A 24,367-nucleotide genomic window follows, 5' to 3' on the forward strand; every position below is an offset into this window, starting at 1 on the left:
AACCAAATGGTGTAAAGGCCGCTGTAGTTTATAACTGCATCGGCCTTTCCGTTTGTAAAATACTAACTATAGTTTGTTGTTAAAGCGGTGCAATTGGCAGCTTAAAGAACGGGTGGTGAAGTATGGTAAATAGCACCATTTAAATATAGTGTTTTACCTTAAAAATACAATTTATGCAACTTTGATGTCTTAGAGTAGTATTAACTGAAACGTAATTTCTATGCTTTCCAGTGACTTAGTCTTTTCTGTAAATCACTGAATAACATACAAATCATACAATACTACATGTCTAACATTAACTGAAAACAAACTTATGCTGGCAATGAACTACCGGGGGCCTAAGCGGGTCCGCATCGACGAAAAGCCGATGCCAGAAATAAAACACCCCCAAGATGCGATTGTGCGTGTTACGCGCTCGTGTATCTGCGGGTCCGACCTCCACTTATACAATGGCAATGTGCCTGATACCCGCGTTGGCTCCACTTTTGGTCACGAATTTACAGGTATAGTTGAAGAAATTGGCTCGGAGGTTACCAAACTTAAAGTAGGCGACCACGTGATCGTTCCGTTCAATATTTCGTGCGGGCAATGCGCTTTCTGTAAGCAGGAACTATATGGCAACTGCCACGAAGCTAACCCGGAAGCAACGGCGGTGGGGGCCATATTTGGTTACTCACATACCGCAGGTGGCTACAATGGCGGTCAGGCAGAATATGTGCGTGTGCCATACGCTAACGTAGGCCCAACCGTAATACCAGAGGGCATGGACCCTGACGATGCCGTGTTATTGACTGACGTGGTGCCAACCGGTTACCAGGCCGCCGAAATGGCAGGTATACAGAAAGGCGACACCGTGCTGATATTCGGGGCCGGACCGATAGGTATTATGGCTGCAAAATGTTCGTGGCTGTTTGGCGCGGGTCGCGTAATTGTGTTGGATAAGGAAGAGTACAGACTGGAGTTTGCCCGCAACTATGCCGACTGCGAAGCTTATAACTTTGAAGAAATGGATGACCCGGTTTTATGGGCTAAAAAGCAGACCGACTGGATGGGTGCCGATGTGTGCATAGATGCTGTTGGGGCAGAGGCCGCAGGTAACGTTATGCAGACTATAACCGGACGTAAGTTGCTGTTACAGGCTGGTTCGGCTACGGCCCTGCACTGGGCTATAAACTCCGTTAAAAAAGGAGGTATAGTATCTATAGTTGGCGTTTACGGACCTACTGATAACCTGGTGCCGATAGGCAATGTGCTGAACAAAGGCCTGACAATACGAGCCAACCAGGCCTCCGTAAAACGATTGCTCCCGCGCTTGATAGAACATGTGCAGAATGGTGTCATCAATCCGAAAGGCCTGATCACGCACCGCATACCGTTAGAGGATGTAGCAGATGGCTACCGCATGTTCTCTGAAAAACTGGACAACTGTATCAAAACTGTTCTTATTCCACCATCAGCCAGAATGTAATTAACTTGTCATGGAAAATACACCAGAAAAATTTAAGCATATAAAAGGATGGGGGATAGACGCCGATCCGAAGAATGACCCGACCTACCCGATGAAGCGCCGCACCAACGAGGAGCACAAAGGCTATTCGTGGGAGCGCCCAACCCAGCAACCGATAAATATTGAAGTGCTGCACTCCAACGAAAGACCAAATGTAACGGCCGTTTTCGGAGAATCGGTACCCCCATCGGGGCTTAGCGGCATGATCAGGCGGTTTGCCTTTAAGTACAGCGAGAACAGTTACCTGCACTGGCTACCGCTGCTGGTAGCAGACCGCGTAAATGTGGTAGAAGGTATTGTAGAAGACTTTGCAGGTGGCAAAGTACCTAACATTTTTGCGGAGAAAGGCTATATGGCCGAATGGAAGCATAACCGCACCGGCCTGCTTACCAAAATGGCTGTAGTTGCTGCTATTACTGCCGCAGGTGTAATGTTGCTTGTGCGTAAAGATGATGATGACGAATATTAATTGATGATGTGAAAAAAGAGGCAGCCCTGCAAAAGGCTGCCTCTTTTTTGCTTAAAAGGCAAGACATCTGTATCATTCAAGTTTCACATCCTTTTGCTACAGCTCTAGTTGCCACAATCTATAGTTGCGATGGCTTTCATCTACACATTCACGAACTATAGTTCTCTGGATTTTCAAGTATCTCTTTTAAAAACGGGGCTGTTTTGCTCTTCTTGGATCTGGCGACTTGTGCCGGGGTGCCTGCAGCTATCACCTTGCCACCTTCTTCGCCGGCGCCCGGGCCTATATCTATCACCCAGTCGCTGCTGGCTACTACGCGCATGGTATGTTCTACCACTATAACGGTATTGCCGGCCTCTACCAGGTTGTCGAGTTGTACCATCAGTTTCTCCACATCAGCGGGGTGCAGGCCAGTGGTAGGTTCATCCAGAATGTAAAGTGTGTTGCCGCGTTGTGCCCGTTGTAATTCTGTGGCCAGTTTTATGCGCTGTGCCTCGCCACCCGATAGTTCTGTAGCCGGTTGCCCCAGTCTCAGATAGCCCAGGCCAACTTCCCGCAGCACGGTTAAGGCACGGTTTATAGTTGGCTCCTCATCAAAAAATTCCCAGGCGCTGTCTACAGTCATGTTCAATACTTCGGCTATGTTCTTGTCACGGTAGGTTACTTCCAGTGTTTTGGCGTTATAGCGGGCTCCGTGGCAAACAGGGCAGGGAGCGTACACACTTGGCAAAAAGAGCAATTCCACCATCACAAAGCCTTCGCCCTGGCAGTTTTCGCAACGGCCCTTTGCCACATTAAATGAAAAACGACCAGCATCATACCTTCTTTTCTTAGCCATCGGGGTAGCTGCAAACAACTTCCGGACATGATCGAAAAGGCCGGTATACGTAGCCATATTGGAGCGGGGCGTGCGGCCAATCGGTTTCTGGTCTACGCGCACCAGGCGTTTTATACTTTCCATCCCTGCGGTTATGTAGCCACCGGTTTGCTGTGGTTCGGCTCGTTCCAGGGCATCGGTCTCTTCTTCCTCTGTATCCAACGTATGGCCTAAATGCTCTGCTACCAGCTCTACTAACACCTGGCTTACCAAACTGGATTTACCAGAGCCCGAAACCCCGGTAACGGTCGTCAAAACACCCAGCGGAAAGTCGGCATCCAGGTTAAGCAAATTGTTACGTGTTACACCGCTCAGGCGCAGCCAGCCCATAGGGTTGCGGGGCGTACGCTGTGGCAATGCTGTTTTTCCGAAAAGATAATCCGAAGTTTTAGATGTTGTGACGTTTTGTAATTCATCCGGCGGGCCACTGAAAAGTATTTGTCCTCCTTTCTCGCCTGCATCAGGTCCCACATCAACCAGCCAATCCGCATGCCGGATCACATCCAGGTTATGCTCAACTATAAACAACGAATTACCAGCTTTTTTCAGTCCTTCCAGTGCTTTCAACAGGGCTAACGTATCGGAGGGATGCAGGCCCGCAGAAGGTTCATCGAGCACATATACCACCCCAAACAAATGCGAGTAAAGTTGTGTGGCAAGTCGCAGACGCTGCAATTCGCCCGGCGATAGGGTGGGAGTGCTGCGTTCCAGCGACAAATAACCAAGGCCAAGGTCCAGCAGAACAGTGATGCGTGCACAGAGATCTTCGGCAATGCGTTGGGCAACTATAGTTTGTTCGGGATGTTCGGCTTCCTGTTTTTTATGGCCGGTTGCTTTTCCTTCGGCAAAGGGTTTAAGAATAGTTTCTACCCGTTTTAATGGTAACCGCGACAGTTCTGTAATATCATACCCGGCAAACTTAACCGACAACGATTCCGGGCGCAGGCGCTTGCCCTGGCAGGTGGGGCAATCGGTGCTTAGCATGTACTGCATTACCCGTTTTTTCATCAGCGGGCTGTTGGTATTGGCAAAAGTATGGAACACATGGCGGCGGGCACTGGTAAATGTACCCATATAGTTCGGTTCTTCTTTCCGTTTTAAGGCGCGCTGGGTTTGCTCGGGAGTATAGCCCGGATAAACAGGCACTACCGGCTGGTCTTCGGTAAACAATATCCAGTCTCGGTCTTTCTGTGGTAAGTCGCGCCATGGGCGGTCTACATCATAACCCAATGTAACCAATATGTCGCGTTGGTTCTGGCCACCCCAGGCAGTAGGCCAGGCGGCAATGGCACGGTCCCGTATTGTCAGAGAATCATCCGGTACCATCGACTTTTCAGTTACTTCATAAATGCGGCCCAGGCCGTGGCAGGTAGGGCAGGCACCTTCTGCGGTGTTAGGTGAGAAAGCTTCGGCATAAATTATCCCCTGGCCCGGAGGGTAATCGCCGGCTCGGGAATACAACATGCGCACCAGGTTAGAGAGCGTGGTAACACTACCTACAGAAGAGCGCGTAGTAGGTGTGCCACGCTGTTGCTGCAGGGCAATAGCAGGCGGCAATCCCTCAATGGCATCTACTTCGGGCACGGCCATCTGGTGAAACAACCTGCGGGCATAAGGAGAAACAGACTCCAGGTAACGGCGTTGCGCTTCGGCGTAAAGGGTACCAAAAGCCAGCGACGATTTACCTGAACCCGAAACACCGGTAAAAACCACCAAAGCATCGCGGGGAACGGTCAGGTCAATATTTTTGAGATTGTGTTCGCGTGCGCCGCGTACGGTTACAAAGCCTGTAAAGGTAGTTTGTTTCGCAGTAGCTGTGTCTTTTGCCATGTGGTTATGTGTGCTAATTCCGGCTGTTTTTTAGTACCTATAGTTCTAATCTGCCGTCCGGTAATTTACTGCAACTAGCCTATAATAGTTAGATGAGCTATAGTTTCAATTTTATGCTTTTGGTTTCGGTGTGGGCGATAGTTTAAACTATAGCTATAAAAAAGGCATACCACCGAAGTAATATGCCTCTTTAAATGACAGAACAGAATAGTTACTTTTTAGTCATAGCACCGCTGTCTACATCCTTTATAAACTTAACAATACCGGCAAAGTAGGTTTTCTGGTCATCATACATCGCCATGTGGCTACCGTTGGGGCAATACAGGTAGCGCCCGCTCGGGAACTGGGTAGACATCCATTCCATATACTTTGGGTCCATGGTGTCGTGCTGGGCGCCTATAGTTAAGGTTGGTACTTTTATTTTTGGCAGATCTTTGGAACGATCCCAGTTTTTGAGGGAGGCATTACCACGCAAACCGAATTCGCTCGGCCCCTGCATCTGCACATAAATGGTCTGGTTCATGTGGTTAAACATTCGCAGCACCGGGTCAGGCCATTCTTCCAGCGGCATACGGAGAGCATGTTTGGTATAAAAGTTCGGCATCAGCAGCTCCATGTAACGCGGGTTCGTGAAGTCGTTTTTAGCCTCTATCTGCTTTATTTCGGCCAGCACTTTCGGGTCCATTTGTGGGCCCAGCACTTCATCGGCATACTTGTTATAAGCCGGCACGCTGGCTACCATGTTCGATATGATCAGGCCTTTCAGGTTGTCCTGATACTTCAGGGCATACTCCGTCGCCAGAATGCCGCCCCACGAGTGGCCCAGCAGGTAAAAGTTAGTCTTGTCCAGGTTCAGGGCTTTGCGTACCTGTTCTACTTCTTCTACAAAGCGGGCATTGTTCCAGAGGCTGGTATCGTTTGGCTGGTCGCTGTAATGTGAGCCCAGTTGGTCGTAATAATAATATTCGATGCCTTCTTTGGGCAGGTAGCTGTCAAAACACTCAAATGCCTCGTGGGTACCGCCAGGTCCGCCGTGCAACAACAACACCTTCATGGTCGGGTTGTTGCCGACGCGCTTGGTCCAGACATAAAATTCGCCTTTCGGGGTGTTGATCTTTATCCTGCGGGCGCCTCCACTTAGTTCATCTGGTTTCCCGGAATAATCAAGGTAATCAATGGTTTGGGCGGTGCTGTTTTCTGATGCAGTGGAGTCGGAAGAGGAAGTACACCCCTGCAGCAGGAAGAATAGGCAGACAAGCCAGCATGGTAAAATGTTTTTCATGTTTCTATAGTTTGAGGTGAGGGCAAATCAAAGTAAATATAGCATTTTAAAGTAATTAATTACCAGTCATACTACCTCCAAACTATAGCTATAGTTGCCAGCTTAGCCTACCTTGGTTTACCATTCCATTTCGTCCTCTTCATCCTGCAAGTAAACATCCGGTTCCTCATCAAATTCTTCCTCGCTATAGTTGCTTTCTGTTTCATCATCGTCCGGTAAGAAGTCGCCCAGTTCAGCGGTAAGCTCGTTAACTATAGCTTGCTGCGTTTCGTCATAGATCAGTTCACCGCGCTGCAGAAAACGGTTGGCATCCAGCAGTACTTCGTAAATGGGGGTATGAATGTGTTTGGGTATTTTAAAAAGCCTGGGGTCGTGCTTATCAAAAGGCGTTGCTACTTTAGAACCGAATAAATATGGGATAAGGGTTTTAGAGCAACTGATGGCGATTCGGTGCACTTCATGGTCCTCAAAATAATCCTGCAACCGGCCGTTAATATTCTCAAAAAACTCCACCGTTTCACCTAAACGAACCCTCGAGCCAGCTCTTGATTTACCTTTGGTTTTCAGGTATTTGATCTGGCTTTTGCCCTGCTTTTTACGCACCATGTACGAACGGTACACTTTGTGGTCCAGGTTACGGCCGTTCTCAAAATAACCCAGCGCACAGTTACCCGATTGTATCAGCAGAATTACATAATTAACCTGTAGGCTACTGTCGTTTGAACTGGCAGCAGGGGCTAGTACCGTGATGGGCAAGCGAAAGTATAGCTGCTCGTTGCCGGCGGCATCGAGTAGGGCAAGCCGGTGCTTTTCGGGGTCGTAAGTGGTGGGTATGCTTTTGGCCTGGATAATACGAAGCAGATCGGCAGCTTTAGCAGTAGGTAAAAGGCGGTTCATAAGCAGTGGAATAATACTGGCAGGTTAGCTTTGTAAAGATACGGTAAAGGTTCGTGCAGCACTTGTTTGATCATAGTTGGTAAGTCAAATTAGGTGAAGTAAACGCAGCCATGATCTGGTTCGCCAGGTGAACTATAGTTGTGTAAATCTAACCATTTGCCGGCATCTTTTTCATCCCATCTGCTGTACTTATTGCCTGTTTTATAGTTGTACAGGCTGGTTAAATTTTCTGATTGTGTGTCTTGCTTTAACCAGTTCGGCTATAATTCTATAGTAGCTATAGCACTCAGTGCGCTAAGTATAAATCTTTAAATAGCGCAGCGAGTATAATGTTTTGAAACGTGTGGCTTACTACGCAGCCAATGATAGTTTAAATCAGCATTCTATACTTTAAATACATTTTTCAGGGGATGGCATCAAATGCTACAAGGCCAACTATACTTTCCGGCATAAGCACTTTTCTGTTGCTTACAGGGTTTTTGCTGCTGAGTAGTACAACGGCAAATGCGCAGGTTATTTATAGAGGAGGCTCGGATGTGCAGTTGCTTTACGGGCGCAACCTAATCCAGAAAGGCGACCTGGCAACTATAACCGTAGAGCATTTCGGGGACTATGGCGCTTTCGAGCATTTTGGCTTCACGGATCTTTCCAATGATGTAAGCCTGAAAAGCCCGGACATGTACCTGGAATATTACCCGAAAGTAAGCCTTGGCCGCGCTACAGGCACCGAATTTAAATTTGGCCCCATCAGCGATGTGTTGCTGGGAGCAGGTATAAACGTACTGTTTGGTGGCCCCGAAGATTTTTTTGCATACCTGGTTGGTCCGGCCTTTAAGTTTGGGGTGCCGGGCCTGCTGCAACTCGAAACCTATTACTATAAACAGCACGGCGCAGCTTATAACGGCACCTATCAGCTAACCCCAAGCTGGGACATACCACTTGCATTTTCTGAAACTGTACAGTTCCGGTTCCGGGGCTTTATGGATTTTATTGGAGACAGAGGACCGGGCAGCACGCAGTACCTTACACAACCCCAATTATTGCTGGATCTGGGTGCGATCAAAAGTAAACCTGGCAAGGTATACTTCGGGTCGGAATGGCGTTACTGGAACAATGTGGCCGGCATCAAAGACCTCGACGAATCTATACTGCAGGCTAACCTGCTCTTCAACCTCTAAGCGTGTATTTCTATAGTTGCTGCCAGCTATCCTCAGCCAGGTTCTGAACGGTAGTAAACAAGCTGCGTGGAGGAATATCAAGGTAAGGATAGGTAACTTTGGACAGGTATAACCCCTGCGGGTAGGCTGGGGTCAGGTGTTTGGGTGCATTTTCCAAGGCCAGGTAACTTTCAAATTCAGCTACGCTGAGCTTGCCTGTTCCTACTTTCAGCAACTGCCCAACTATAATCCGGATCATACGGCTCAGGTAACGGTTCGCAGAGATATTAAAGCGCAGCCTGTCGCCGGTTTCATCTATAAACCAGCTAGCTTCTGTTACAAGGCAATTGGTGCTATCGTGGTCGGCAGGTGTGAGGCATAAATTACGGAAGTCGGTATACTGTGGGAGTAGGGCAGAAGCTGCCCGTATGGCATCCAGGTCCAGGTCTTGTAAAAAGTATAAAGCACTTACATGGCTCAGAAACGGGTCTTTACGAGTATGGATAAAGTAGTCGTAGCTTCGCTGGAAGGCATCAAAACGGGCATGTGGCAACCCTTCCATCGGTATAATATCAAACACAGCAATATCCTCGGGCAGTACCTTGTTCAACCTGAAAAGCATATCAAACTCCCAGGCCTCTGCCACATCCAGGTGAAAAAAGAACTGGGTGGCATGCACACCCGCATCCGTACGTCCGCAACCAACTATAGCCACCGGCATCTTCAGGATTTTTGCCAGGCAGCCCTCTATTACTTCCTGCACACCAACACCATACGGGTGCCGCTGCCAGCCTTTATAGTTGGTGCCCTTATACCCGATATGGAAGAAATAACGCAAGTTGTTTGGTTAGATTTTAGTGCTCAAAACAGGCTTACAAGTTACCATACTTTTCCGTAGAAAATGCCATGCGCTACAGCATACAAATGAATGATGAGAAACACGTCAGAAAGTCCCCCTTTGAAGGGGGTAGGGGGATGATGAAATGCATCAAGCTTAAACTATGAAACAAAACAACAACTATAACAAGAACCTGAAGACTTTTGCCCGAAAGTTAAGAACAGAATCTACCAAAGCTGAAATCCGGTTGTGGTGCGAGTTACTAAGCAAGGGTAAAACAGGCTATACGTTCCTTCGCCAGCGACCCATAGGCAACTACATCGCAGACTTTATGTGCAAAGAGTTAAAGCTGATCATAGAGGTAGATGGGTACTCGCATAATTTTAAAACGGTAGAAGATGTAAAGAGGGATAATGAATTGTATCAACTTGGATTTATAACGCTCAGATTTTCGGATGAAGAAGTAATAAAAGATCTGCCAAATGTAGAGCGGATTATTGTGGCATATATCGAGAATCATCATATTTAATCATCGGCGAAATAACTCGCTGATGTAAATTCTGTAAGTGTAAAACATCCCCCTGCCCCCTTCAAAGGGGGACTTTTTTTGTCATCCTGAAGGATCTTGTGGGGCTCTAGTAAAAGCCTGCTTTCCTGATTCCAAGTTTCTTTAAAGCATGGAATTATTTAAAAATATGCATTGCAGAAAGTCCCCCTTTGAAGCGGGTAGGGGGATGACTACTTTAGCAGATTAACTTTAGCAGATAATTTATTAACTATAGTGAGCAATGGTAAAGGAGAATCCTAAATAAAATGACAAGCCTGCAACTATAAAACAGCTAACTTGTGCCTTTAGAATAAACCATAGATTCCTTTACCAACCTGCACTTTATTACCACAGCACATAACGCTCTACGTATGTCCAAATCCAAAAAACTCAAGAATGTAACTATAGCCCAGGTTTTCAAGACCATTATCTGGCCGCGCAAAAAGTACCTTGGCATCGGGTTGGTACTCATCATCATCAGTCGTTTGGCGGGCTTGGTGTTGCCGGGCGCGAGCAAGTACCTGATTGATGATGTAATTCCGAACGGCGACAGCACCATGCTGAAGTGGCTGATCGGGGCAGTGTTAATAGCTATCGTTATACAATCGGTTACCTCGTTTGCCCTTACACAGATTTTGAGCGTAGAGGCGCAGCACCTTATTTCGCAGTTACGGGCCAAAGTACAGCGCCACATCATGCAATTGCCTATCCGCTTCTTCGATAATACCAAAACCGGCGAACTGGTATCGCGCATCATGACGGACGTTGAAGGCGTGCGTAACCTGGTCGGTACCGGCTTTGCCCAGATGATCGGTGGTGTACTGACCTCGCTTATCTGCCTGGTGCTGCTCATTTACATCAGTCCGCTCATGACGGGTTTTGTCCTCATTCCGGTAGCCATTTTCGGGGTGATCTCGATGAAAGCATTTGGTAAGATCAGGCCAATATTCAGGGAGCGTGGGGTGATAAATGCGGAAGTAACAGGGCGGTTGACCGAGACGCTGGGCGGCGTGCGCGTAATAAAGGGGTTTAATGCCGAAGCCCAAGAGATCAAGACCTTTGAAGATGGCGTAACGAGACTTTTCCTGAACGTAAAACAAAGCCTGACCACTACCAGCATGGTAACCAGCGCGGCAACGTTGTTGCTGGGTTTTGCTTCGGCGGGTATTATGGGCATTGGCGGTTACCTCATTATGAAGGGCGAGCTCACCTTTGGCGATTTCCTGGCCTTTACCTTATACCTGGGATTTATGATCGCGCCAATCCTGCAGATGAGTAACATCGGGAGCCAGTTTACCGAAGCGTTCGCCGGCCTCGACCGTACACAGGAAATCCTGAACACACCCCTGGAAGATGAACACGGGATCCGGAATCTGCAATTGCCAGCAATACACGGCGACATTATTTTCGATAAGGTTGCTTTTGCCTACGAGTCGGGGAAAGATGTCGTGAAAGAGATCAGCTTTAAAGCACCAGCCGGTTCGGTTACCGCGTTAGTAGGCACCTCCGGTTCCGGTAAAACAACTATAGCCGGGCTGGCCGCATCGTTCCTGAACCCCGACAGTGGAACCATAACGATAGATGGCCACGACCTGCAAATGGTAAGCCTGCAAAGTTACCGAAGCCAGCTGGGCGTAGTGTTGCAAGACGATTTCCTGTTTGAGGGCACCATCCGCCAGAACATCCTTTTCCCGAGGCCAAACGCTACCGAAACGCAACTAATGCAGGCCGTACATGCAGCGCACGTGCAGGAGTTTACCGACCGTTTTGCCGATGGCCTTGATACGCTGATAGGAGAGCGGGGCGTAAAACTCTCAGGTGGGCAGCGCCAGCGTATTGCCATTGCCCGCGCCATACTTGCCGACCCACGCATTCTGATACTCGACGAAGCCACCTCTAACCTCGACACCGAAAGCGAGAGCCTGATACAAGCCAGCCTCAAAACCCTGATGCAGGGCCGCACTACATTTGTAATTGCACACCGCCTCAGCACTATCCGCCAGGCCGACCAGATTCTGGTAATTGAGCAGGGGCGTATTGCAGAACAAGGCCGTCACGAAGAGCTCCTGGAAAAGCAGGGACGGTATTACCAGCTGTACACTTACCAGGCCCGCATCTGATCTTTTGTAGATGAGCCGATCACGGTGATACAGGTAACTATAGCATTTGCAATCAGCTGACGCAGTGGTTATTAATTTTAGATTAAAACATCTGTAAAACACTATACTTTTGTGCCGGATGATTATATTTATAGTTGAAAAGATGAACCGTAATAAGATGGGCCGTAAACTAAAAATGTTACTGGTAAGCATACTGCTGCTTTGCGCCGCACAGCTTTATGCACAGCAAACCAACGACGAACTGACAGCATACATTGAGCGGCTTCGGCACTCCCTGGCAACAGGCGGCAGCGAAACCTCTTTTATGTCACTAGGGTCTGATTTTTTGTATGCGCAGGATTACCTGGAGGCCGGAAATTACTCTTCTGCAGAGTATAGTTTTGCAAGCATCGTGCGCGCCAACCCCGACCATGCGTTTGCGAATTACCAGTATGCCGTGTCGTTGCTGAAACAGAAAAACCCTGAAAAAACGAAGCTGGCACAAACATATTTTCAGAAAGCCCTTGCATTAAATCCGTCGCTTAAAACACGCTATGCCACTGATGTGCCCGCACAGGTTGCTGTAACTCCAGATAAAACAACCACCCCTGTTAAAACTACTGGCACTCCTGCTAGCGCTCCAGCAAAAGCGAACACCGCTACTATAGCAGGCCTCGATGCCTACATTGCACAGCTAAAGCATTCTTATGCCACCGGCGGTAAAGAAACACAGATGTTTGCGCCCGGCCAGGAAGCCCTGCAGGGCATACTATACTACGAGAAAGGCGAATTTGGCAGTGCCGAAACACGGTTCAGTCTTTCGCTGGGCGTTGATGCCGAAAACCCTTATGTAAATTACCTGAAAGCAGTATCGTTGGCGGGCCAGGGAAAGGAAGCCGCTGCAAAGCCTTTTTACCAGAAAGCCATAGCCGGCGACAAGGCTTTGGCCGCACGCTATGCCACGGATGTAACGTCGGGCAAAACAAAATGGAATAAACTGCAGGCTTCTAAAGTGGTAAAGACGACCCCGGCCAAAAAAGTAACTTATGGCGGTGCGCTGGTATACGGTAACTATGCCTGCGACCAATCGGTATGGAATGGACCGAACACGAGCCCGGCTTACCGCTATGAGTATAAAGGCTATTTCGCGCTTAAAAAAGATGGTACCTACCGCTGGCTCGATGACGGAGGAACCGGCAAGTATAGTTACAACCCCAAAACAGGCGTAATTACCTGGCTATCCGGACCTATGAAAAGCAAAGGACCTAAACTGACCAGGTACCAGCCAGGCACCAACGTAGCCCAGGTTACAGTAGAGTACAATGGCTTTACATGGCAGTGCGGCTGTAATAAGTAAAATGCCAAACCTGCTTACCTCTTTAAAAAAAGCGCCTCCCAGGTTACAAACTGCGGGGCGCTTTTTTTACGTTACCAGGCTCATACCACATCCGTTTTGCTTTTCCCGGATACGCAGCTATAGTTTAAGACTCAATAAATGCCTATAGTTCAGATTAAACCGTTATGCCTGAAGGTCGTTTATATAGAAGACATAATTTTATATAAACCTGATAAAGCTATGAACAGACAAGAAAGAGATTGGTACAACTATGGCCGATACGAGGGCTATAACAACGATGCACATTACCACGCTGCCCGTAACCTGACCGATGAGTTTGAGCAGCACTATCGCCACGAAAGAGGCAACAACAACAGAGACCGTTACCGCCCGCAACGCAGCTACCATGAGGGCAGCGAAATAGAAGAGGAATACAACAGGCATAACAGAACGCGCCAGAATTATTCTGACCGGAACAATACCATGCGCCGGGATCAAGACAGAGAAACCAATTATTTCGGACATTATAATGATAACCAGGACAACTACCGCGGCGACGAGGAGTTCTACAGAGAAAATCAGGACCAGAACCGTCAGTTTGGTGACAGAGGCGTAAGTTCTGGTTTCTCAGACGACTACGGTTCTTATAACAGCAGCCGCTACTCCGGACCACATAACCAGGACTACAACTATAGTTCACGCAACGAATCCAGAAATATACACTACATACCGGATAGCGACGAAGGAGCGTACAACCGTTCCGGTTCTAACGTTGCTGGCAGATATAGTGCTGATGAATACTCACGCTATAACAGTGGCCGAAACCGTTTCAGCAGCTCACACTGGAACAACGATGGTGAAAGAGTCCGCTATTATTAAAAACTATAAACTTTAAAAAACAGCCGCTGCCGCACAGGTAGCGGCTGTTTTAGTTTTAAGCATAACAGAAAAATACACCGGAGCGGGAGCTATAGTTTCATCGGTTTTCAGCAACACCTGGCAGTGTACAGAATTTTTGATTTGCCCTGCCGCGCTTCTCTGCGTACCTTTATACAGCTTATCACCGGAGGAACCAGCTATAGTTAGTTTGTTTTGCCCTACCTAGGCACACTGCTGTAACTATAAACGCTGCATCAACGTGCATACTTTCTCCTGAACTCAACACTATGGAAAACCCTTTACAACTCAACATACCTATTACCATTTCTTACTCTGCCCTGGAAAGTGTATTGCAGCAGCAACTGATCGGTATGTACATCCCAAGACCCGAAGACGGCATATCAGAGAACCCCTATGCGCAGGTGCTGGATGTTGGTATAACAGGAAGCAGGGCAGGAGCTTATAACCTACAGCTTAGGGTGCAGCTCAGTATTTTACGAACCGTACTGAAACGTGACAAGGTAGACCTTTACGCCTCGGTCGCACTGGCTTACGACAACGCTACCCAGCAGGTATTTGTGCAACAGTTTTCGATGGAGTCTGCTACTACCAGTAGCTTTTACAACACCGCCCTCGAGGTGCTGGTAAACAAAGTAGCCTATAACCAGATCATCGAGAAAGCCCGGATTGATGTTAGTGCAATTATTGGCAAAGAACTAGAAAAAGTGAACAGCCAATTAGCCGAAGGTTTGGAGCTGAAAGGGCTGAAACTGAAAGGTGCTGTAGCCGCAGTAACAGTACAGGATGTGGCCCCAAAACCCGATGGACTTTCAGTAAATGTACAGGTACAAGGTAACCTGGAAGTAACAGTGCAAGATGCTTCAATCATCTTACCGTTGCTGGCTGGGGAACTATAGGTTAGAAATTAATACAACCTGGCAACGTTAGGTTTATTGTTTTTAACTGTCATTTCGGACAACGTAAGAAATCTGTTTCAGCTTATAGTTAAGGTTTATACATACCCGAACCAAGTTATCGTTTCAAACTATCTCTAATCCTGGGAGCTCTATCAACTTACAGGTTTATAGTTCGCTTTGGCTCGCTCGCAGCCCGCGAGGGCTCGTCTTTGGGGTAGGGGACCTCGATAAGGGCATTGCGCTGCTGCCTTCTTGCTATCCCCGCTCCTCGGATTGGCTCACGCCACCCTACAAGTCATAGTCGCTCAACCCAAAGACTGCGATCTTTCTACTATTGACAGCTTAGTTATAGTTTGATAGGATAAGCTCCGAGATTGATCATGACTATAATTCCGTAGGGACAGGTCGCGACCTGTCCGCCTCGTGGACTGTAACTATAAAACCATGAATCCAACTATAGCAAAGGCAGAAAGTCCCCCTTTGAAGGGGGCAGGGGGATGACTAACACCAACTATAAAACTATAAAGTAAACTATAGTAAAGGCAGCAATTCCCTTCTTGAGAGGGGCAGGGGTGTGTTATAGCAAAGGCTATCCTTCACTTCTTACAGGATGACAAAATAGAGAGTAAGTAAAGAAAAGCTCCCTTCCTTAGACTATCGGGAACGAGAGTTTGAAGGTAGCGAGCGGTAGCGCTGTGGGAAAAATAGGTGGTTGGACCACAGCAACTATAAACTATAACCCAGAAACCCAAACCACTACCCATTTCAGAAGTATATAAAAGTAGTTACCTTAGTTACCAACCCACAATATCCCAAACACTTATAAACCCAATGGAAGTATTAGTGCTGGAAATAACCCATAACCACCAGGGGCAGGACGAAGTGCTGTACCCGGTCATGCTCCGGAATAGCAGCGAGCTCTTGCTGGTGGATTGTGGCTATGCCGGTTCTTTGCCTATGCTACAAAAGGCCGCTGCCAGCTATGGAATTTTACTGGATAACCTGACAGGTATCCTCATCACCCACCACGACATCGACCACATGGGCGGACTGCAGGAACTGAAAGCAGCTTTTCCGAAGGCAAAAGTATACGCCTCCGCGTTGGAAGAACCCTACATCAGCGGGCGTAAAAAGTCGTTGCGGTTGCAGCAGGCCGAAGCGCTGTATCATACCGTACCCGACGAGCAAAGGGCCTGGGCCAGACAGTTCCAGGAGAGCCTAAAAGTAGTGCAGCCTGTAGCTGTTGATGTGGTGCTTACCGAAAATGAAGTGCCTGCTTCCTGGGGCGACATTCACATCATCCTGACACCCGGACACATGCCGGGGCATATCTCAGTTTACCTGCCGCAAAGTAAAACGCTAATAGCTGCCGATGCTGTGGTAGCAGCCCAGGAGGAACTGGACCTGGCAAACCCCAACTATACCTTAGACCTCCCGCAGGCAGTAAAGTCCGTTAAAAAACTACAACAACTGGAACTGGAACGCATCATCTGTTACCACGGCGGCGTTGTAGATGGGGCCATCCATGAGAAACTGGACAAACTGCTGGCAACCTATAAACCCACCCAAACGCCTGCCCCTGAAGACAAGCCACAGGACCTGAGCAGCCCGGTCTGCTATGCCCACTTAAAAGAGTTTCGGGAAGGCTTTGAGATGGAGTAGCCCTACAGTGTAAACCATCCCAAACCACTACCGCAACACCTTATACGCCGGCACCAGCTCATGATAAGGCGAACTATCCACAGCCTGCTGCAGCGGCCCCAGGTGGCCGGCACCGTAGATCACCAGTATCTTATCTTCAGGGCTTTCGGTGATGCGCTGGATGTTGCGGAATATGCGCAGGTTGCGGTTAAACCAGGAGGCGCTGTACCAGTCCACGCCGGTATAATCGTAGGGCTGTGCCTCATACTGAAAAGCCTCCCGGAAATAGTTTTCCAGGTCCTTGCGAATAGCTTCAGGCTGGTTCATTTCCTTTACTTTCTGGTAAAGGGTAGGTACTTGTTTGCCTGACAGCTTTTGTTTGGCTTCGTGGCGGGCTTTTACCGTTGCCTGCATGTACTCCCAGAACTTCTCCATGTGCGCTGCTTTGTCTTCCCTAACTTCAAAGTCTTTGCTGCCAGGCTTTTGGTAGGCATCCAGATTACCCCAGGTATCGATGGCGTACACGCGCGGGTGCCCCAGCTGTTTGGCCAGCCTGAAACCCAACTGGTACTCTTCGCCCACGCCCAGCTCGTAGCGGCCCTCCAGGTAAGCCTGGTATAGCGAGTCCAGGCGGGCCTGCTTCTCCGGCCTTACCTCAATGGCAATTTTGGTAGGTTTGAAGGTAGCCATCTGGCTGGTAATGCGCGCTATGTCACGCTGGCTTTCGGGAGAGTTTATATCCAGTTGGTCGCTTTTTTCAGTTTTTACCACATCCAGGTTAGGGTACGCGAAGTGGAAAGTGCCCAACAGCATGACCTGTGCCCGGGCATCATTGCCATCGGTTTTACCTTGTTGCGCCAGTACAGGAGAAAGGCAAGTACCTGCCAAAAGCAGAACGGCGAGTAATAGTTTTTTCATAGTTAGGTAGGGTTTGTTTTTGCAATAGATGGAAGTGAGTGGAGAGAGGTTGCCTGGGAGAACCAAAATTGTATAGCGGATAGTATTGTATACTTTCTATAGGAATCAGTGTATCAAAACTCTATACTACCTACACCTCAAGTGCGGCTATGTCAAGGTCTTACATAAAAAATAAACCAAAATAATAATCGCAACCGATTAGTTGCGCGTATATTAGCAAACAAACGGTTGCATATTTTTATCCAGAGATGAGAAGAGACGTTTTCCAGGCGATAGCAGACCCTACCCGAAGAGCCATTATTGGGTTGATTGCCTTGCAGGCCATGACGCCGAATGCGATAGCCGAACATTTTGACACCAGCAGGCAGGCTGTTTCGAAGCACTTGCAGATACTTGTAGAGTGCCAGCTTGTGAAACAGGAACAGCAGGGGCGCGAAATTTACTACCAGTTGGAAGTAGCTAAAATGAAAGAAATAGACAAATGGCTGGAACAGTTCCGGAAGATCTGGGAAGACCGCTTTAACCAACTCGACACTATATTTTCTAACATAAAACAAACTAAGCCATGAAAAGAAACCTTGTATTCGAGTTCTCCGTGAACAAGGAAAACAACACGATCACCGTTAAAAGAGAGTTTGCCGCAGAGCTCCCGCTTGTGTGGGATGCTTACAACAAAAGCGAGATACTGGACCAATGGTGGGCGCCTAAACCATGGAAATCGCGCACCAAATCGATGGACTTCAGAGAAGGTGGCTACTGGCACTATGCCATGGTTGGCCCCGAAGGGGAAGAGCACTGGGCATTGGCTAACTATAAAGCCATTGACCCTAAAAAGCGCTTTACCGCGCTGGATGGGTTTGCAGATGCCGAAGGAGTGGTAAACACAGAAATGCCGCAATCGAAGTGGGAGGTAAGCTTTACACCCAAAGAGGAGGTTACCTTTGTAGAGAACCTGATCACCTTCGATGACCTGTCACAGCTCGAAACCACCATCCAGATGGGCTTTAAAGAAGGCCTGACCATGGCCATGGAAGGCCTTGATGCATTACTGGCTGCTCAGAAACAGGAGGCTTAAGAGTTGTAAGCTGCAGAAAAGAGATCATATTTAAAAGCATAAACTATAAGAGCGGGGCTGGTGCATAACCTTAGAGTCCCGCTTTTATAGTTTATAGTACTCATTCATCGTCTGCTAGTTCAAGATTGTAGCTCGTACTGTTACTCATGCTAAAGGTATAGCTGCTTAGAATAGAAGAGGCACGAGCTATATGCTTGCGCTCGAGGTGATTCGTATCTTATCCTTTAGATATGATGATATATGAAAAAAGAATTAAACTAGTTTAAAGCTTTTGTCCACCACAATCCAATTAGTGTAATATTTAATTTTTACTATATTGTAAAAATTTTTTATAATGGTAAGGATAGAAGATATTACACTTTGGAGTCATCAGAAGGAGGCTATAGAAAAAGCTAAAGAATATCTTGATGGAGCTAATGAAAAAAGTTTCTTACTTAAACTTCCAACAGGTGCTGGTAAAACAGGAATTTTTGCTACACTTTCAAGAGTAGTTTATTCTGATAGTAATATTTTGATAGTGGTGCCATCTATAGCATTGCGACAACAAGTTTATGATGAAGTAAGAGAAAAGTTTTGGGGTAAGACTAATGTTGACCCAGTTAATTTAGAAGAGAAATATATTAAGCAATTTGCGCCCGCAGATTTTGATATTATTCGAACAAATATTGAAAGTAACACAAGCAACTCTCCTTTTATTTTAATATGTGTTATAAATACACTTCATCTATTAAGGAAAAAGAATCCAGACCATTATAGATTTCTAAAAGATCATGTCGATTTCGTAATATTTGATGAAGGACATCGTGAACCAGCATTTTCTTGGGCATCAGCAGTTAGAGGTATAAAAAAGAAGACTCTCTTATTTACTGCTACACCTTTCAGGAATGACCTAAAGCTATTTAAGGTAGATAAAGAGTCTTATTATTATTTGTCACATCAGGAAGCCATCAATAATAATATAATTAGGGATGTAGAATTCTTCCAATTTTCATTAAATGGGAAGTTTGGAGATTGGATCGATGATATCTTAAGAACTGTAAACCAACAAATAGCAAACTTTAAATCTAATGGAGAAAGTCTTGAGCCCAAAACTATAATACGCTGTGATAATAAAGAGTCTATTAAAAGAATAGTTAACTACTTAAAAAAGAAAAGATTTAAAGTACTTGGTATACATGAGGATTTGGGCAATGAGAGAAATTGTTTAAATGAAGTACCCGATAATACAGTATTAGCAAATTATGATATTATCGTACATCAGTTCAAATTAGCGGAGGGAATTGATTATCCTAATTTCTTAATACTTGTTGTCTTTGAAGATTTTAATAACGAAAGATCTTTAATACAACAGATTGGTCGAATCACAAGGAATAATAATACTCCAGCAATGAAATCAGTTGTTATATGCTCTGATAAACAGGCATATGACCAAATATGGCAGAAGTATTTATTATATGATAATAATATTGTAGAGTATAATAAGCTTTATGACTTAAGTGATTTTACTTTGCCAAATGAGAGAATTAGTTGGATATATTTTAATGGTGAATTCAAACGTGTAAGTCTTAAACAGCAAATTGGTGAAAATGATATTATACTTCCAAGAAGAGTTATCGCAAAAGATGTTCAATCTACGTTCGACTTCGAAATTTTAAAGGCAAATGTTGAAGAAGAAATTGAGAAATATGATATTATTCCTATCAATGCGTTTGAATTAGCGAATCAAGGTTATGCTATTTTATATGAAATGTTTAATAACTCACCATATGTTAAAGAAGATGTTTTTATAGAAAATAAATTAGGTATAATTATTTTCTATCATATAAATAATAACCTGTTCTATTTCTCAACAGATAATATCATACCTGGTTGTATAAATGAATTGCCAAATTTAGATCAATCTGTTTTATTAAGGGTTTTGAGTAGTAGTAAACGTTTTACTAGAATTAACTTAATCAATTCAGATGTTGGTAGAAATACTATAAAGTCAAATAATCTTACATCATACGCTTTAGAAAAATCTCCGATTGGTTTAACAGATCACAATCAAGTTGCTACTTTAACAGAAGCTATTATAAGTGATGGGACTGATATTAGTAGAAGATATGTAGGGTTAACAAGATCTAGAATATCAGATTACAAATCAGATTATATACCTATCAATAGCTATTACAATTGGCTAATACAATTAAATACTGCCCTTAATACAGCATCAATTAAAAGCAACTATCTCAGAAGATTTGCTCAGCAAATTAATGTCCCCAATGACCCTACTCCATCAAATATTATGTTCGATGTGGATGCCGATGATTTATCTGTTTTTAGAGCTAATGATAGATATCATTTTGAGATTGAAGAGTGTTCAATACCTGTTGTTAATAAAAAATTCAAAGTTATTGTTAGCTACAATAACAATATTAAAAAAGAATTTCCATGTAGTATTGAGTTTGACTCTAAGACAAAGAAGTATAAAATTAAATCCCCTAATCTTTCAAAACTATTAACTAACCCCGCGAATAAGGAAAACTTCATTTCCTACCTTAATAGGTATCAACCTATTAGAATTGTTACAAAAGATAATAAAGCATTTTACACTTCTGGGAATTTTTATTCTCCGAAGTTGGATCTATTAGGTCGCTCTAATGACTTAAATATATTAGAAGTTTTTACTTCTGTTCAAATATTAAAAAACATAAAAAGTGAAAAGGGTAATAGTACAACATTACCTACTTCAAATAACTTATGGCATAAAGACACTTTATTTGGAATAGTTGCAAGGATGGGAAAAGGTTATAGATCTAAGGAACTAAGCAATTATTTCTCATTCGATATTTTAGTTTGTGAAGATTTAAATACTGAAATGGCAGATTTTATAGGAATTGATACCCGTAAAAATCGCTTAGTGTTGATACATGCGAAAGCAGATGATAAAAGGCTTTCGGCGAGTGCGTTTCAAGAAGTATGCGGTCAAGCAGTAAAGAACCTAGATTTTTTGTCTCCTTTCTATGAAAAAGAACCTGTTTTGAATGTTAAGAGATGGGATGGTAAATGGAAGCATAGTAATGTAGGTACCATAAATTCAAGAATTTTATGTGGGAATAAAAATGGTAGTCAGATTTGGGATCTTTATCAAAAGATGTTAAAAGATCCAAATACTAAAAAAGAAGTTTGTTTACTCACAGGAGCTTTATTTTGCAAAAACGATTTAGAAATAGAATTGCAAAAAACAAGAATAGAAGATGTAAAACCTGAAGTGATTCAATTAGTATATCTAATTAGATCAACATGGAGTGCGGTTTCAAGTGTGGGTGCAACATTGAAAATATTTAGCTATTAATTTTGTACGGACATTAGTTTGAAAAATATTTATTTACACTAGACTTCAACTTCTCATAATTTTGTAAGCAGGTATTTTGTACCTGCTTTTTGCTATACTATCATATAATTTTTTACCCCTTGCCCTTCAATCCATTTACCATAGACTTACCCGTTCGGGAAATTATACCTGCTGTTAGGGAGCACCTTGCGGCGCAGAACACGCTGATCGTAAATGCCCCTCCCGGAGCCGGTAAAAGCACCTTGCTGCCGCTGGCTATACTGGATGAAGTATGGCTGAAAGATCAGAAGATTATCATGCTGGAGCCCCGGCGCCTGGCGGCCAAAACCATTGCCGAGCGCCTGGCGCAACTGCTGGGCGAGGAGGTAGGCCAGACCGTTGGTTACCGCATCCGTTTCGAGACGCGCATCTCCGAGCAAACCCGCATCGAAGTCGTTACCGAAGGCATCCTTACCCGCATGATCCACAGCGACCGCTCGCTTACGGGTGTAGGCCTCGTGATCTTTGATGAGTTTCATGAGCGCAGCATCCATGCCGATGTAGCCATGGCCCTGAGCCGGGAAGCGCAGCACACGCTTCGCCCGGACCTGCGCATTATGGTGATGTCGGCCACCCTGGATATGCCCCAGCTTACGAGTATACTCAAGGCCCCGGTGGCGCAAAGTATGGGGCGGCAATACCCTGTAGATACCATTTACACCGGCGACGCCGACGACCGCATGCTGCCCGAAATGACGGCCCGTGTGGTGCAGCAGGCAGCGCAGGAGCGGGAAGGAGATATCCTCGTGTTCCTGCCCGGCGAAAACGACATCCGGAAGGTAGAAGAATTACTCCACAGGCAGCTGCGCGATTTTAAGATACACCCGCTGTTCGGTATGCTGCCTTTTAACAAGCAGTACGCCGCCATTATGCCCAACCGCGAAGGCAAACGCAAAGTAGTGCTGGCCACCAGTATCGCCGAGACCAGCTTAACCATAGAAGGCATTTCGGTGGTGGTGGATACGGGCTTCGGCAAAACCTCCCGCTTCGATCCGAAGTCCGGTTTGTCGCGCCTCGAAACGGTGCGTATCTCCAAAGACGCCGCCGACCAGCGTGCCGGTCGCGCCGGTCGTCTGGGCCCTGGTACCGCTTACCGCATGTGGAGCAAAACCACGCAGGAGCGCATGGCCCCGCACCGCACCCCCGAGATCATGGAAGCTGACTTGTCCTCGCTGGTGCTGGACATGGCGCAGTGGGGCATTACGGATATCCGGGGCCTTACCTGGCTGAACCCGCCGCCGCGCGCTGCTTTGCAATCGGCCACTGAAATGCTGCACCAGCTGCAGGCGCTGGAGCATGGCCGCATAACAGCGCATGGCAAGAAAATGCACACGCTGCCCTGCCACCCACGCATCGCGCACATGCTATTAAAAGCCGATGGATCCGACCAGGTAGCGCTGGCAGGTGATATTGCCGCCATCCTGGAAGAGCGCGACCCGCTGGATCGCAATGCCGGCATCGACATTAACTTAAGAATTGAAGCGCTTAGAAGGTATAGGAAAGAGCAGGGGCAGGGCAAGAAATTTGGTAAGATAGAGAAGGTAGCCCGCTCGTACCGCCAGCTGTTTAGTATAGAGCCTGATAACGGCAAATTTGATGAGTATGAAACCGGTGTGCTGCTGACGCATTGCTACCCCGAGCGTATTGCGTACGCCCGCCCCGGCAACAACGCGCAGTTCCAGCTGGCTAGCGGTCAATACGCGTCTGCTGGTCACCGCGACGACCTGGCGCACGAGCCCTGGCTGGCCATCGCGCACCTGCACGCCGGAACCGGCGACAACCCCGGTCGTATTTTCCTGGCATCGCCGCTCAACCCGAGAGATCTGGCCCCGCTCGTAAAACAGCAGGAAGTTTATACCTGGGATGTAAACGACGGCGAACTGACTGCCTCTATGGATACCCGCATCGGAAGTATAGTTCTGCAAAGCAAACCGCTGCCACCACCCGACGAGAAGCACCGCGTTCCTGCCATTTCCGAAGCCATCAAGCACGAAGGCGAGCACCTGCTGGACTTTAACCACGACGTAACACAATGGCAAAACCGTGTAATGAGCCTGCGCAAATGGCGCCCCTCCGAGTTCTGGCCCGACGTAAGCACCGCTACTTTACTGATGACCAATTGGGACTGGCTGAAGCCATACCTGTTCGACATTGAGCACCCCGACGAGCTAATGGAGCTGGAGCTGCTGCCTATACTTCAGAAGTTTTTAGATACTGATAAACTGGCAAGAATGGACGTGCTGGCTCCCGCGTGTATAGTTTTACCTGATGGTTCTTCGATTGAGCTGGAGTATAAACCCGATGGGTCGCAGCCAAAACTGGAGATTCGTTTGCAGGATATACTTGGCTGGGAGAGTAGCCCGACTGTGGATGAAGGAGAGATGACGGTAGAGCTGGCTTTGCTGTCGCCGGAGCTAAAGCCTATTACCACGGTGTCGGACCTGGCTAGTTTCTGGAAAGGGAATTATCGCGTGATCAAACGACAGCTGGAGGTGGTGTTTCCGGAGATAGATTGGAGTAGGGGAGTGTAGAGACGCAATACTTTGCATCTTTAAGGTTAGAAAGTTTTTAGACCTCGCAGCATCCGGTGGTCCTGCGAGTGTCTCGCTGGTATTGCTTTGTAGGTAACGTGGTCCAACCACCCCTAACCCCTCCTTGTCTAAGGCGGGGAATTTTACTTACTTACTTACTTACTTACTTACTTACTTACTTACTTACTTAC

Annotated in this window: 18 protein-coding genes; 13 read left to right on the forward strand and 5 right to left on the reverse strand. The window is 46.5% G+C overall.

The genetic code is table 11. The features are described 5' to 3' along the window. Nucleotides 1-313 precede the first annotated feature (313 nt). Entirely contained in the window at nucleotides 314-1,468 is a 1,155-nt protein-coding gene (locus tag GWO68_RS15925) for a zinc-dependent alcohol dehydrogenase (RefSeq protein ID WP_162347464.1), read from the forward strand. Between the two features lie 10 nt (nucleotides 1,469-1,478). After that, nucleotides 1,479-1,976: a hypothetical protein gene (locus GWO68_RS15930; protein ID WP_162347465.1), complete on the forward strand. Its 498-nt coding sequence runs from the start codon at nucleotides 1,479-1,481 to the stop codon at nucleotides 1,974-1,976. A 148-nt stretch (nucleotides 1,977-2,124) separates the two neighbouring features. On the opposite strand, the gene uvrA is transcribed toward GWO68_RS15930, so the two are convergent. From uvrA to GWO68_RS15945, 3 genes are all read right to left on the reverse strand, one after another. Further along, on the reverse strand, nucleotides 2,125-4,683 hold the full coding sequence (gene uvrA, locus GWO68_RS15935) for an excinuclease ABC subunit UvrA (protein WP_162347466.1): 2,559 nt from the start codon (nucleotides 4,681-4,683) through the stop codon (nucleotides 2,125-2,127). Between the two features lie 211 nt (nucleotides 4,684-4,894). Next, on the reverse strand, nucleotides 4,895-5,965 hold the full coding sequence (locus GWO68_RS15940; protein WP_162347467.1) for a proline iminopeptidase-family hydrolase: 1,071 nt from the start codon (nucleotides 5,963-5,965) through the stop codon (nucleotides 4,895-4,897). 117 nt (nucleotides 5,966-6,082) lie between these two features. Continuing rightward, the gene (locus GWO68_RS15945) at nucleotides 6,083-6,862 is read right to left on the reverse strand and encodes a hypothetical protein (RefSeq protein WP_162347468.1); all 780 of its coding nucleotides are present in this window, start codon (nucleotides 6,860-6,862) and stop codon (nucleotides 6,083-6,085) included. A gap of 410 nt (nucleotides 6,863-7,272) precedes the next feature. Here GWO68_RS15945 and GWO68_RS15950 point away from each other — a divergent pair, with 410 nt between their 5' ends. After that, complete coding sequence (locus GWO68_RS15950; RefSeq protein ID WP_162347469.1) at nucleotides 7,273-8,040, forward strand: hypothetical protein; 768 nt, start codon at nucleotides 7,273-7,275, stop codon at nucleotides 8,038-8,040. Nucleotides 8,041-8,050: 10 nt separating this feature from the next. Here the strand turns inward: GWO68_RS15950 and GWO68_RS15955 are convergent, their stop codons facing one another. Further along, nucleotides 8,051-8,857 (reverse strand): tRNA pseudouridine synthase A, encoded by an 807-nt coding sequence (locus GWO68_RS15955; protein WP_162347470.1) that lies wholly within the window; start codon nucleotides 8,855-8,857, stop codon nucleotides 8,051-8,053. A 163-nt stretch (nucleotides 8,858-9,020) separates the two neighbouring features. On the opposite strand from GWO68_RS15955, the gene GWO68_RS15960 reads away from it, so the two are divergent. From GWO68_RS15960 to GWO68_RS15985, 6 genes are all read left to right on the forward strand, one after another. Continuing rightward, nucleotides 9,021-9,386, forward strand: a complete 366-nt coding sequence (locus tag GWO68_RS15960) for an endonuclease domain-containing protein (protein WP_162347471.1) — start codon at nucleotides 9,021-9,023, stop codon at nucleotides 9,384-9,386. A gap of 389 nt (nucleotides 9,387-9,775) precedes the next feature. Then, the gene (locus GWO68_RS15965) at nucleotides 9,776-11,524 is read left to right on the forward strand and encodes an ABC transporter ATP-binding protein (protein ID WP_162347472.1); all 1,749 of its coding nucleotides are present in this window, start codon (nucleotides 9,776-9,778) and stop codon (nucleotides 11,522-11,524) included. A gap of 142 nt (nucleotides 11,525-11,666) precedes the next feature. After that, nucleotides 11,667-12,860, forward strand: coding sequence for a tetratricopeptide repeat protein (locus tag GWO68_RS15970; RefSeq protein WP_162347473.1), 1,194 nt, complete (start codon nucleotides 11,667-11,669; stop codon nucleotides 12,858-12,860). 219 nt (nucleotides 12,861-13,079) lie between these two features. Then, nucleotides 13,080-13,718, forward strand: a complete 639-nt coding sequence (locus GWO68_RS15975; RefSeq protein ID WP_162347474.1) for a hypothetical protein — start codon at nucleotides 13,080-13,082, stop codon at nucleotides 13,716-13,718. Between the two features lie 287 nt (nucleotides 13,719-14,005). Then, a complete protein-coding gene (locus GWO68_RS15980) occupies nucleotides 14,006-14,635 on the forward strand; it encodes a DUF4403 family protein (protein ID WP_162347475.1) in 630 nt (209 codons plus the stop codon). 831 nt (nucleotides 14,636-15,466) lie between these two features. Beyond that, nucleotides 15,467-16,297 carry an MBL fold metallo-hydrolase gene (locus tag GWO68_RS15985; RefSeq protein WP_162347476.1) on the forward strand — a complete coding sequence of 277 codons (831 nt, stop codon included), beginning with the start codon at nucleotides 15,467-15,469 and terminating at the stop codon, nucleotides 16,295-16,297. A gap of 27 nt (nucleotides 16,298-16,324) precedes the next feature. On the opposite strand, the gene GWO68_RS15990 is transcribed toward GWO68_RS15985, so the two are convergent. Then, nucleotides 16,325-17,194: a DUF5694 domain-containing protein gene (locus GWO68_RS15990; RefSeq protein WP_162347477.1), complete on the reverse strand. Its 870-nt coding sequence runs from the start codon at nucleotides 17,192-17,194 to the stop codon at nucleotides 16,325-16,327. A gap of 248 nt (nucleotides 17,195-17,442) precedes the next feature. Between GWO68_RS15990 and GWO68_RS15995 the strand changes: the two genes are divergently transcribed. From GWO68_RS15995 to hrpB, 4 genes are all read left to right on the forward strand, one after another. Then, nucleotides 17,443-17,763, forward strand: coding sequence for an ArsR/SmtB family transcription factor (locus GWO68_RS15995; protein WP_162347478.1), 321 nt, complete (start codon nucleotides 17,443-17,445; stop codon nucleotides 17,761-17,763). Then, nucleotides 17,760-18,269 carry an SRPBCC family protein gene (locus tag GWO68_RS16000; protein WP_162347479.1) on the forward strand — a complete coding sequence of 170 codons (510 nt, stop codon included), beginning with the start codon at nucleotides 17,760-17,762 and terminating at the stop codon, nucleotides 18,267-18,269. The genes GWO68_RS15995 and GWO68_RS16000 overlap by 4 nt, the downstream gene beginning before the upstream one ends. Before the next feature lie 334 nt (nucleotides 18,270-18,603). Beyond that, nucleotides 18,604-21,606: a DEAD/DEAH box helicase gene (locus GWO68_RS16005; RefSeq protein ID WP_162347480.1), complete on the forward strand. Its 3,003-nt coding sequence runs from the start codon at nucleotides 18,604-18,606 to the stop codon at nucleotides 21,604-21,606. A gap of 119 nt (nucleotides 21,607-21,725) precedes the next feature. Further along, nucleotides 21,726-24,176 (forward strand): ATP-dependent helicase HrpB, encoded by a 2,451-nt coding sequence (gene hrpB, locus GWO68_RS16010; RefSeq protein WP_162347481.1) that lies wholly within the window; start codon nucleotides 21,726-21,728, stop codon nucleotides 24,174-24,176. Nucleotides 24,177-24,367 lie beyond the last annotated feature (191 nt).

This window comes from Pontibacter fetidus, from assembly GCF_010119545.1.
Taxonomy (GTDB): Bacteria; Bacteroidota; Bacteroidia; order Cytophagales; family Hymenobacteraceae; genus Pontibacter; species Pontibacter fetidus.

What these genes read in the sequence shown, in the direction of transcription:
- GWO68_RS15925 (WP_162347464.1), top strand. Translation starts at nt 314, where the DNA reads ATGCTGGCAATGAACTACCGGGGGCCTAAGCGGGTCCGCATCGACGAA.
- GWO68_RS15930 (WP_162347465.1), top strand. Translation starts at nt 1,479, where the DNA reads ATGGAAAATACACCAGAAAAATTTAAGCATATAAAAGGATGGGGGATA.
- uvrA (WP_162347466.1), bottom strand. Translation starts at nt 4,683, where the DNA reads ATGGCAAAAGACACAGCTACTGCGAAACAAACTACCTTTACAGGCTTT.
- GWO68_RS15940 (WP_162347467.1), bottom strand. Translation starts at nt 5,965, where the DNA reads ATGAAAAACATTTTACCATGCTGGCTTGTCTGCCTATTCTTCCTGCTG.
- GWO68_RS15945 (WP_162347468.1), bottom strand. Translation starts at nt 6,862, where the DNA reads ATGAACCGCCTTTTACCTACTGCTAAAGCTGCCGATCTGCTTCGTATT.
- GWO68_RS15950 (WP_162347469.1), top strand. Translation starts at nt 7,273, where the DNA reads ATGGCATCAAATGCTACAAGGCCAACTATACTTTCCGGCATAAGCACT.
- GWO68_RS15960 (WP_162347471.1), top strand. Translation starts at nt 9,021, where the DNA reads ATGAAACAAAACAACAACTATAACAAGAACCTGAAGACTTTTGCCCGA.
- GWO68_RS15965 (WP_162347472.1), top strand. Translation starts at nt 9,776, where the DNA reads ATGTCCAAATCCAAAAAACTCAAGAATGTAACTATAGCCCAGGTTTTC.
- GWO68_RS15970 (WP_162347473.1), top strand. Translation starts at nt 11,667, where the DNA reads ATGAACCGTAATAAGATGGGCCGTAAACTAAAAATGTTACTGGTAAGC.
- GWO68_RS15975 (WP_162347474.1), top strand. Translation starts at nt 13,080, where the DNA reads ATGAACAGACAAGAAAGAGATTGGTACAACTATGGCCGATACGAGGGC.
- GWO68_RS15980 (WP_162347475.1), top strand. Translation starts at nt 14,006, where the DNA reads ATGGAAAACCCTTTACAACTCAACATACCTATTACCATTTCTTACTCT.
- GWO68_RS15985 (WP_162347476.1), top strand. Translation starts at nt 15,467, where the DNA reads ATGGAAGTATTAGTGCTGGAAATAACCCATAACCACCAGGGGCAGGAC.
- GWO68_RS15990 (WP_162347477.1), bottom strand. Translation starts at nt 17,194, where the DNA reads ATGAAAAAACTATTACTCGCCGTTCTGCTTTTGGCAGGTACTTGCCTT.
- GWO68_RS15995 (WP_162347478.1), top strand. Translation starts at nt 17,443, where the DNA reads ATGAGAAGAGACGTTTTCCAGGCGATAGCAGACCCTACCCGAAGAGCC.
- GWO68_RS16000 (WP_162347479.1), top strand. Translation starts at nt 17,760, where the DNA reads ATGAAAAGAAACCTTGTATTCGAGTTCTCCGTGAACAAGGAAAACAAC.
- GWO68_RS16005 (WP_162347480.1), top strand. Translation starts at nt 18,604, where the DNA reads ATGGTAAGGATAGAAGATATTACACTTTGGAGTCATCAGAAGGAGGCT.